Below are 9,224 nucleotides of genomic sequence, written 5' to 3' on the forward strand. Positions count from 1 at the left end.
TTGGTTCTAAGTTAAGGGGGCTTAACTTACTGTCCAATCAAATGTAGCAGGTCCAGCGGTCAGTTTTATTCACAAGAATGGTTCTCCTTAGCAAATTTTTGTTGCGGTGGAAAGTTAATAGCTCCGAAATTGCCCCACCTTTCTTAGCTGCCAACAGTTGGGCGTAATATTAAAAAAAAAAAAACCACCTTGAATATGATTAGTGCAAATACATTATTTCATTTTACAAAGACTCTTGATAACATTAAAAATATCTTAACTAATAACTTTAGCCCCAGATATTGCTTAGAAAGAATTGATTTTTTATCGCAAAATGGTAAGTTAGATTTAGCTATACCGATGATTTGTTTCTGTGATATACCATTATCCCAAATTATTAATCATGTTATTACTTACGGTGACTATGCCATAGGTTTAGGTAAGGACTGGGCTATCAAAAATGGAATTTCCCCAGTTTTATATCTTTATAATGATTCCCGCACTAACAGAATGTTAAACAGCTTATTTATTAGCAGTGCTAGAATAGATATGGTGAAGCGATTAATAAAGAAAGATGAAACTTTTCAATCTAGTTTAGATTTCATGGAATTCTTATTCTATTGTAAAATATACAAGGGAGACATGTGGCGTGATAATAAACTTGTAAAAAAGATTACTTTTTACGATGAAAGAGAATGGCGTTATGTTCCAAACATACAGGACTTGGAGTCGATTAATCCTAGATTAATTATTAATAAAGCAGAGCATAATGATTTCAGGGTAAAGCAGGATTATAACGAACAGCTTAGGAAATATCAATTAAAGTTTACTCCTACAGACATTAAATATATAATTATCAAGAATGAATCTGAAAGACTAGAAATGATAAGGATGATTGAGGATATTAAAGGAAGTGATTTTTTCATGAATGATTTAAAGGTGCTAAACTCAAAGATTATTAGTATAGAGCAAATTAAGGATGATTTTTAATAAAATACTACGCCCGACACATAGTAAGCAAATAATGGTTCAAGTGTTATTTGAAAGTTAACATCTCGCATCAACTTTCGATCAACTTGAAAGTGAAAAGCCCACGCTAGGTGTGGAGAGTTTGCCTAAGCGTAGTATGTACTCCGCCCCGCTAGGCATAGAGCGCTAGCCTAAGCGTAGTTTGTAACTACGCTTTTATATTTTCAGGAATTTGTAATTCCAATGAACCCCTACGAAGTGGAGTCCCCTTCCCCTCCACTCAAATAACAGACTCAACCTTTGACAATTTCTACTTCCAAGCCTAAAAATTCTCCCAAGGTATCCGAAAAACGCTGTGCTTCCCAGATCTCCAGATCCAGGCTCTCTTCCCCGAATAGCTTGATGCACAGCTTATCCTCCGAAGGGATGCAATAGACGTTTTCCACCCATTTATTTTTGGTTTTATCCAATCCTACCGCGACCCTCAAAATTCCCGAAAGTCCTTTGACCAATCTTCGTAAATTCTTATCCAGCTTTTTGAACTTTTTGTGACGTTTTTTTGGACCGGATTTTCTGTGGTATCTGGACAGATGGGCTAGTATGGTCAGTTCATCATTGTTGAAGCCCCTCAGCCTTCCCTTCAAAATCAAATACCTGGAATGCTTATGGAAATCCTTAAAATTCACAAACTGACCTATATCATAGATCAGACTTGCATGGTGCAGCAACTCCCGGCTTGAATCCTCCAGGCCGTGCAGGTCTTTCAGTTGGTCAAAAAGCTGAAGTGCTAACTTCGAGATATGCTTTTTCTCCTCGATATCGGTATCATAGCGCAAGGCCATCATCAGCGAACTGCTTTCACGGACATCTTTACCCTGCTCCAGACGGTCTAGTTTCTGGCCGTTTTTCTCCAAATAGTCTATGATCAATCCGTCTCTCAAGGAAGCATCCGAAAGGGTGATTTCATCCACCTTGGACATTTTCAACAATTCCAAAAGCAAAAGTCCACCCAGATGGATGGCATCCACGCGGTTGGCACTGATGCCGGAAATACCTGCTCTTTTCCCAGGGTCAAGTTCCAGGAGCTTATCGACGATTTTTTCCAGATCCTTTATTTTGACTACCTCAGCATTGACGGAACTGATGATGGTTTTATCATTTAGTGCCAAAGCTGCCTCTCCCAAAGTCCGGATGGTACCTGAGGTGCCTACTACCTTGGAAAAACCCACATGTGAAGCTTTTGGGATAATTTTACCGGCAATTGAACGGATATGTTCTTTCAGGTCTTTTTGCTGTTTTTTGTCCAGAGGGTCCTGATTTCCTACCAGATCCAAAAGTCTCAAGACACCCAGTTTCATACTGCTCATGAAAAGTACTTCTTCCCGATTTCCTACCACAGCCTCAGTACTTCCACCGCCGATATCTAGGACCATCGCATTTTCTTTTCCTAGATCTATGGTTTTATTCACTGCCAAAAAAATCAGTCTGGATTCCTCTTTTCCGGAAATCATCTGGGGAGACAATCCCACATCCTGGATCAATCGGTCTAAAAATTCCCTGCCGTTTTTGGCTTCACGAGTGGCGGAGGTGGCAGCAGTGATGATATGTTCTACTCCATATTGGTCGGCAAGCTGCACATACCTGGAAATGGTTTGCAAGCCATTGTCAAATGCTTCCTGACTGATTACCTTATTTGCAAAAACTCCGACACCCAGTTTGACCATTTCCTTCTCCTGCACCAGCACCTCATAAGTTTGTCTCGAGGTGACTTTGACGATGATCATGTGTATGGAATTAGTCCCGATATCGATGGCAGCTAGGTTCATTGATCTTTTTGGATTTGATGAATACTAAAAGTACACGATAAAAAAGAAATAAGATTGAAGTTTTAATGTTTGAGTTTCGCTTTGCCTTGGAAAAGTTTATACTCATACCGTCCATGCTGTTCGATATTTATAATCTCGAAATTTTATCCTGGGATTTTAATCCCCCGCTAGGTGTAGAACGCTGGCCCCTCTAGGTGTATAAGTTGATTAGGGATGGAGATATTCCCTTGAGTCAATTTCATTTAAGGCTGGGAAAACGTCGGTAGAATATTGATGCTGACTTCATTTTGAGCAAGATTCGAATTACCCATGTTAGGTGTGAAATTGTCTTGAAAAGAACTATGCAAATTTTGCATAATGCTTATGATTCTGTACCTCATTTTATGGCAGAATGTAAAATAACTCAGATATTTCAAGTGGTGCTGGCTAGGATCAAATCGAAAGGAAGAAAGAATTTAGAGCTATATCTAAAAGCATATAATAGAGACTTTTCGCCTTATTTTATACTCAAAAGCATATAATCATAAATATTTTCATATATTTATATGTAAATGCATACAACATGAATCACATAGCTGAATTTGTAAAAGCCAGAAGAAAGCAACTAGGTATAACTCAAGAAGAATTTGCTGACAAAGCCGGAGTTGCACTTACTGTAATCCGGAAAATCGAACAGGGCAAGGAAAATCTAAGCTTACTAAAGGTAAACCAGGTTTTAAGCATGTTTGGCCATGTATTGACACCAATCACTGAAAAAGATGCGACAAGGGATAGTGAAGTATAATAATGAATTAGCAGGAACCTTGACCGAGGAGGACAATGGTGAATACATATTTCTTTACGATGAATTGTATGTTCAAAAATACCCAAAGCAATTTGTCACCTTCAATATGCCTGTGACAACTCGACCTTACCGTAGTAAGCGTTTATTTCCTTTTTTTGATGGTTTGATTCCCGAAGGTTGGCTATTGAATATCGCATCTGAAAGCTGGAAGATCAATAAAAATGATCGAATGGGATTACTCTTGGCATGTTGTCAGAATGCCATTGGGGCAGTAAGTATCCATCCTTTTATCCATAAAGAACATGAATAGATGCTTGCACTGCTATGAACCACTAAATGAAAATCTTAAAGGAGATTATCACCTTAGGTGTATAAAAGAATTCTTTGGAACTACCCATGCTCCTCTCCTGCCGTATCGATTATCTGAAATGGAAGTTTTGGCAAAAGAGGCTGTAGAAAGTTCAGTTACAGTTCCTGGAGTTCAGCCAAAATTATCATTGGGTTGGATAAAGACTGAATTGGAAGACGGACATCAGGGGCGCTTGACAATACTTGATGCCTTGGAGGGAATGTATATTATGAAGCCTCAAAATGCACAATATCCCAGAATGCCAGAAAACGAGCATCTTTCGATGAAATTGGCAGAATTATTCAAGATTGAAGTAGTGCCTTGTACTATGATTAGATTGGCTTCAGGGGAATTGTCCTATCTCACTAAGCGTATAGACCGCAAGAAGGATAAATCCAAAGTACACATGATTGACTTCATGCAGATTTTGGAACTGGAAGATAAATACAAAGGCACGATGGAAACTTTGGGGAAAACAATTGGTGAAATGTCTGCCAATACGCTACTGGATAAAATGCGTTTTTTTGAACTGAGTATTTTCAACTACATCATTGGTAATAATGACATGCATTTGAAAAACTTTTCGATGTGGTTAACAGATCACGGCTGGACTTTGTCTCCAGCTTATGACTTGCTTAATGTAAAAATCATTCTTCCCAAGGATAAGGAAGATACTGCTTTGTTACTCGGTGGAAAGAAAATGAATTTCAACAAAGGGTATTTTGATAGGCTTGGAATGGTTTTGAAACTCAATGAAAAGCAAATTAATAGCGTTTATAAAAGGCTTCAAAAATGGATTCCCAAAGCTTTAACCTTAATTGAACAATCATTTCTAAATGAGGATCTTAAAAAGGCTTATCAAGAAAGGGTAACTATGGGGGTACAAAAGTTGGCAGGAATTTGAAATTTTGCCACCGTTCGTGTCTTCACGAACGGCTTTTGAATCGGGCCCAAATTTGATGGACACAGGTGGTTTGGTAGAATATATTTGGAATCGTTTCCATCCTCCCGCATGAATTCTCGTTTCCAAAAAACAATATTGGGCGGGAGGTGAATCATTCGTGTATCTCTATACCCCGGGTTGAAACCCGGGGCTACCGATATGTCGCTCCTACGGAGCTGTTTTAACTAACCAAATCAAGCTATCGATTTCATTTACCACAATCGCTATTCGTGTAGGCGCTTTGCCGCCGTTCGTGTCTTCACGAACGGGTTTTGAATCAGGGTCAGGTTGGATGGACACAGGTGGTTTGGTAGAATATATTTGGAATCGTTTATATCCTCCCGTATGAAATTACGTTTTCATAAAAAGATTTTGGGAGGGAGGTTAATCATTTGTCCATCTCTATACCCCGGGTTGAAACCCGGTGCTACCGATATGTTGCTCCTACAGGGCTGTTTTTACTAGCACAATCACAATTTCATTTACTACAATCATTATTCGTGTAGGCGTGGTGGGATGTCTTGGCCCTGTCCGCCGAAGGAGGAAGCGGGCCAGCGCCAGGCAAGTGAGGTTGGAGCTTTGCCTCGACTTGACCTTTTGGGTTAAGTCAAAAGGACGAATAAAAAATAAAATCCGTTAACATCCTCTGGGGCTAATTTCTGTAAACCTCTTTTTCACAGTCTAAAAAAAATCACCACTATCTCCTACCCAAATACTGGGAGTCTGAAATAAGAATTTTCTTGTTATTCAATGGTCTATGCAGAACCAGGTAAACTTCCCATTCATGAGCTAGATTCTCATTGGTTAGCGGAACCACAATACTTAAGTCACTTCTTCTCCCTACTTCCTGCAGCCAGAGATGCTTTTCCATTTCGGGTTGGTTTAGCAGTACACTCACTCGATCACTTGGGCTGGCATTGGCTTCTTTGGAATTGTCATTCCATGCCAGTCTGATCCCATTACTTTCCCTAATTGCTACAGCTTCTGCTGCTCCAACCAAATTACCCCTACTGATTTGCAGGTAAGCAGGATTGATTCTAGGGTTTGCCTTATGATTATACCCTTTGATGGACAGATCGGTATGTGCCCAACTTACTCCAGTCTTTTGATCCAGAAAGTTCTGATAGCCAAAATTAAGCACAAGTTTAAGAGGACTTAAATAAGCATTTACCTCTGCCAATCTACTTCTTGATATATTTTGAAGAGGGGTAGGATTGGTTTTGTTTTTATGAGGGCCTGTGGGTAAACTCCTCATAATTATTTTTCCATTGAGCTTGTAGAAGGTAAACCCTCCTACTTTTCCCTCAGGCTGGATAATGCTGAAATCCGAAATAGTAGCCATAGTTTCTGGGATTAAAAGTTGAACTATAAGCAAAGTAGTAAAAAGTGCATTCAAATCAAACTCTAAACCAATTGATAGTCAGAATATTTACACTCTTTTCACTACGTTTATTTAATGTTGTAAAATATAAACATTGTATAAACCCAGAAGTATCCCTGAATAAACTCTGTATTACATTACCTAATTTTAACCTTTTGCTGTAGAGAAACTATTCAGATGACGGGGGCACCTTCTCCTGGAACTGCTTCAATTGCTTACTGACTTGTGCAGCCAAAAGCTGAAAAAAATACTGCCTATTGTTTACCTCTAGGTGGGTTTTGTCCATTTGGGAAAGCTCAAGCAACCAACACTGGTACATTTCCCATAGGTAAAAAGAAATATCCTCTTCGCTGTAGTATTCAAATAGTTCTTCCGCGCTATGATCAAAGTTTAAATTCATGATGAGTTGTAGAGTAGTAAAATAATCAGGAATAAAAATCTAACTTTTGACTGTTAGATTCTGATCTAATATCATGCAATTCAGTGGGGTACTATATTCCAGATGAGGATGATTTAGCCTATAAACAGGAATAAAATATTCTGACAGAGCGTGTCTATTTTACAGCTTTTCCTTGTGCTATTCGTAGAAATGGAATACTTTAGTTCAAGGACTTCAGGGAGGTTTTTCCAACTTTCCCATATCACAAATCATACTATGAACGAAAAAATCCACCACGGCAGAAATATCAAGAGATTCAGGGAAATGCTGGGCATCAAGCAGGAAGCCTTGGCTTTCGAACTGGGTGCTGACTGGTCTCAGAAGAAAATCAGCCTACTCGAGCAAAAAGAAGAAGTCGAAGAAGATTTGCTTCGTCAGGTGGCTGAGATTTTAAAGGTTCCTGCTGAGGCCATAAAGAGTTTCAATGAAGAAAAAGCAGTAAATATTATCTCCAATTCTTTCACCTCTCACGATAATGCCACTGGTCTAATTTATAATCATAATCCCACCTTTAATCCACTCGATAAATTGATTGAGTCAATGGAAGAAAACAAGAAGCTTTATGAGCGGCTGTTGGAATCTGAAAAGGAGAAAGTGGAGTTGCTAAAGAAGATGCTCGATAAATAAAAATATTTATAAGTTAAGAAAGCCTTTCTGTGATCCGGAAAGTTTTTTTTATGCCTTTTACGGCCATATCCCCCATTCCTTTACCATCGTTCATATCATCACTCCCATAACGGCGATTCATTTTATCGCTCCCTAATCTGCAGTTCGTGTTATCACTCCCTTAGCCGCCGTTCGTGTCTTCACGAACGGCTTTTGAAACGGGGTCAGGTTTGATATACACGGGTGGTTTGGTTAAATACAATTGGAATCATTTCCATCCTCCCGAATGAATTCTCGTCACCATAAAACAATATTGGGCCGGAGGTGAATCATTTGTTTATCTCTTTTCCCCGGGGTAAAACCCGGTGCTACCGATATGTTGCTCCTACAGAGCTGTTTTTACTAGCACAATCACAATTTCATTTACTACAATCATTATTCGTGTAGGCGCGGTGGGACGTCGTGGCCCTGTCCGCCGAAGGAGGAAGCGGGCCAGCGCCCGGCAAGTAAGGTTGGAGCTTTGCCACGACTTGATCTTTTGGTTTTTGGGTTAAGCCAAAAGGACGAATAAAAAATAAAATCCGTTTCCAGCCTCCCGCATAGGCATTAATTTTTAAAATATGGTTTCGGGCGGGAGGTTGGTTCACATGGGAATCTTTTTACCATGGGTTGAAACCCATGGCTACAAAACTACCGCTCCTACGGAGCTGTTTTAACTAACCCAATCAAGCTATCGATTTCATTTACCACAATCGCTATTCGTGTAGGCGCTTTGCCGCCGTTCGTGTCTTCACGAACGGCTTTTGAAACGGGGTCAGGTTGATGGACACGGGTGGTTGGGTAAAATTTAATTGGAATCATTTCCATCCTCTCGCATGAATTCTCGTCACCATAAAACAATATTGGGCGGGAGGTGAATCATTGGTTTATCTCTTTTCCCCGGGTTGAAACTCGGGGCTATTGAAAGGTTAGAATACTTCGTAGTCATTAACAACCATATGCTTTGGTGATCACTCCATGTAATCATAATATCATTTACTTTGCCGCCGTTCGTGTCTTCACGAATGGCTTTTGAAACGGGGTCAGGTTGGATGGACTCGGGTTGTTTGGTTAAATATAATTGGAATCATTTCCATCCTCCCGCATGAACATACGTTTCCATAAGACGATATTGGGTGGGAGGTTAATCATTTGTTTATCTCTTTACCCCAGGTTGAAACCCGTAGCTACCGATATGTCGCTCCTGCAGAGCTGTTGTACTAACCCAATCAAGCCATCGTTTTTAATTCAATACAATCGCTATTCGTGTAGGCGCGGTGGTACGTCGTGGCTCTGTCCGCCGAAGGAGGAAGCGGGCCAGCGCCCGGCAAGTGCGGTTGGAGCTTTGCCACGACTTTATCTTTTGGTTTTTGGATTAAACCAAAGGGACGAAGAAAAAAATAAAATCCGTTTTCAGCCTCCCGCATAGGCATTAATTTTTAAAATATGGTTTCGGGCGGGAGGTTGGTTCACATGGGAATCTTTTTACCATGGGTTGAAACCCATGGCTACAAAACTACCGCTCCTACGGAGCTGTTTTAACTAACCCAATCAAGCTATCGATTTCATTTACCACAATCGCTATTCGTGTAGGCGCTTTGCCGCCGTTCGTGTCTTCACGAACGGCTTTTGAACGGCTTTTGAAACGAGATCAGGTTTGATAGCCACGGGTGGTTGGGTAAAATATAATTGGAATCATTTCCATCCTCCCGAATGAATTCTCGTTTCCATAAGACGATTTTGGGCGGGAGGTGAATCATTTGTTTATCTCTTTAACCCGGGGTTGAAACCCGGGGCTATTGAGAGGTTAGACTACTTCTTAATCATTCAAAACCATATGCTTTGGTGATCACTCTGGACCTGCTACATTTGATTGGACAGTAAGTTAAGCCCCCTTAACTTAGAACCA

General features: G+C 40.1%; 10 protein-coding genes. 5 read left to right on the forward strand and 5 right to left on the reverse strand.

Features of this window, described 5'->3' with window-relative positions:
- The first annotated feature begins 195 nt into the window (after nucleotides 1-195).
- Nucleotides 196-969 carry an abortive infection system antitoxin AbiGi family protein gene (locus tag AACZ73_RS22985; protein WP_339881414.1) on the forward strand — a complete coding sequence of 258 codons (774 nt, stop codon included), beginning with the start codon at nucleotides 196-198 and terminating at the stop codon, nucleotides 967-969.
- Between the two features lie 272 nt (nucleotides 970-1,241).
- Here the strand turns inward: AACZ73_RS22985 and AACZ73_RS22990 are convergent, their stop codons facing one another.
- Complete coding sequence (locus AACZ73_RS22990; RefSeq protein ID WP_339881416.1) at nucleotides 1,242-2,774, reverse strand: Ppx/GppA phosphatase family protein; 1,533 nt, start codon at nucleotides 2,772-2,774, stop codon at nucleotides 1,242-1,244.
- Nucleotides 2,775-3,336: 562 nt separating this feature from the next.
- Between AACZ73_RS22990 and AACZ73_RS22995 the strand changes: the two genes are divergently transcribed.
- From AACZ73_RS22995 to AACZ73_RS23005, 3 genes are read left to right on the forward strand one after another with little or no spacing between them, the layout of a single operon-like run.
- Entirely contained in the window at nucleotides 3,337-3,558 is a 222-nt protein-coding gene (locus tag AACZ73_RS22995; protein ID WP_339881418.1) for a helix-turn-helix transcriptional regulator, read from the forward strand.
- Nucleotides 3,533-3,868 (forward strand): HipA N-terminal domain-containing protein, encoded by a 336-nt coding sequence (locus AACZ73_RS23000; protein ID WP_339881420.1) that lies wholly within the window; start codon nucleotides 3,533-3,535, stop codon nucleotides 3,866-3,868. Before AACZ73_RS22995 ends, AACZ73_RS23000 begins: the two co-directional genes overlap by 26 nt.
- On the forward strand, nucleotides 3,861-4,811 hold the full coding sequence (locus AACZ73_RS23005; protein ID WP_339881422.1) for a HipA domain-containing protein: 951 nt from the start codon (nucleotides 3,861-3,863) through the stop codon (nucleotides 4,809-4,811). The genes AACZ73_RS23000 and AACZ73_RS23005 overlap by 8 nt, the downstream gene beginning before the upstream one ends.
- A gap of 207 nt (nucleotides 4,812-5,018) precedes the next feature.
- On the opposite strand, the gene AACZ73_RS23010 is transcribed toward AACZ73_RS23005, so the two are convergent.
- The 3 genes from AACZ73_RS23010 to AACZ73_RS23020 form a co-directional block, all read right to left on the reverse strand.
- Nucleotides 5,019-5,150, reverse strand: coding sequence for a hypothetical protein (locus AACZ73_RS23010; protein ID WP_339881423.1), 132 nt, complete (start codon nucleotides 5,148-5,150; stop codon nucleotides 5,019-5,021).
- Between the two features lie 397 nt (nucleotides 5,151-5,547).
- On the reverse strand, nucleotides 5,548-6,192 hold the full coding sequence (locus AACZ73_RS23015; RefSeq protein ID WP_339881425.1) for a DUF6266 family protein: 645 nt from the start codon (nucleotides 6,190-6,192) through the stop codon (nucleotides 5,548-5,550).
- Between the two features lie 208 nt (nucleotides 6,193-6,400).
- Entirely contained in the window at nucleotides 6,401-6,631 is a 231-nt protein-coding gene (locus AACZ73_RS23020) for a hypothetical protein (RefSeq protein ID WP_339881427.1), read from the reverse strand.
- Between the two features lie 255 nt (nucleotides 6,632-6,886).
- Here AACZ73_RS23020 and AACZ73_RS23025 point away from each other — a divergent pair, with 255 nt between their 5' ends.
- Nucleotides 6,887-7,297: an XRE family transcriptional regulator gene (locus tag AACZ73_RS23025; protein ID WP_339881429.1), complete on the forward strand. Its 411-nt coding sequence runs from the start codon at nucleotides 6,887-6,889 to the stop codon at nucleotides 7,295-7,297.
- Nucleotides 7,298-7,975: 678 nt separating this feature from the next.
- Here AACZ73_RS23025 and AACZ73_RS23030 read toward each other — a convergent pair.
- The gene (locus tag AACZ73_RS23030) at nucleotides 7,976-8,137 is read right to left on the reverse strand and encodes a hypothetical protein (RefSeq protein ID WP_339881431.1); all 162 of its coding nucleotides are present in this window, start codon (nucleotides 8,135-8,137) and stop codon (nucleotides 7,976-7,978) included.
- Between the last annotated feature and the right edge of the window lie 1,087 nt (nucleotides 8,138-9,224).

Source organism: uncultured Algoriphagus sp., assembly GCF_963974835.1.
Taxonomy (GTDB): Bacteria; Bacteroidota; Bacteroidia; order Cytophagales; family Cyclobacteriaceae; genus Algoriphagus.

Coding starts and splice junctions, on each gene's coding strand:
- AACZ73_RS23030 (WP_339881431.1), bottom strand. CDS start 8,137: ATGATTCCAATTAAATTTTACCCAACCACCCGTGTCCATCAACCTGAC.
- AACZ73_RS22995 (WP_339881418.1), top strand. CDS start 3,337: ATGAATCACATAGCTGAATTTGTAAAAGCCAGAAGAAAGCAACTAGGT.
- AACZ73_RS23025 (WP_339881429.1), top strand. CDS start 6,887: ATGAACGAAAAAATCCACCACGGCAGAAATATCAAGAGATTCAGGGAA.
- AACZ73_RS23015 (WP_339881425.1), bottom strand. CDS start 6,192: ATGGCTACTATTTCGGATTTCAGCATTATCCAGCCTGAGGGAAAAGTA.
- AACZ73_RS22985 (WP_339881414.1), top strand. CDS start 196: ATGATTAGTGCAAATACATTATTTCATTTTACAAAGACTCTTGATAAC.
- AACZ73_RS22990 (WP_339881416.1), bottom strand. CDS start 2,774: ATGAACCTAGCTGCCATCGATATCGGGACTAATTCCATACACATGATC.
- AACZ73_RS23005 (WP_339881422.1), top strand. CDS start 3,861: ATGAATAGATGCTTGCACTGCTATGAACCACTAAATGAAAATCTTAAA.
- AACZ73_RS23000 (WP_339881420.1), top strand. CDS start 3,533: ATGCGACAAGGGATAGTGAAGTATAATAATGAATTAGCAGGAACCTTG.
- AACZ73_RS23020 (WP_339881427.1), bottom strand. CDS start 6,631: ATGAATTTAAACTTTGATCATAGCGCGGAAGAACTATTTGAATACTAC.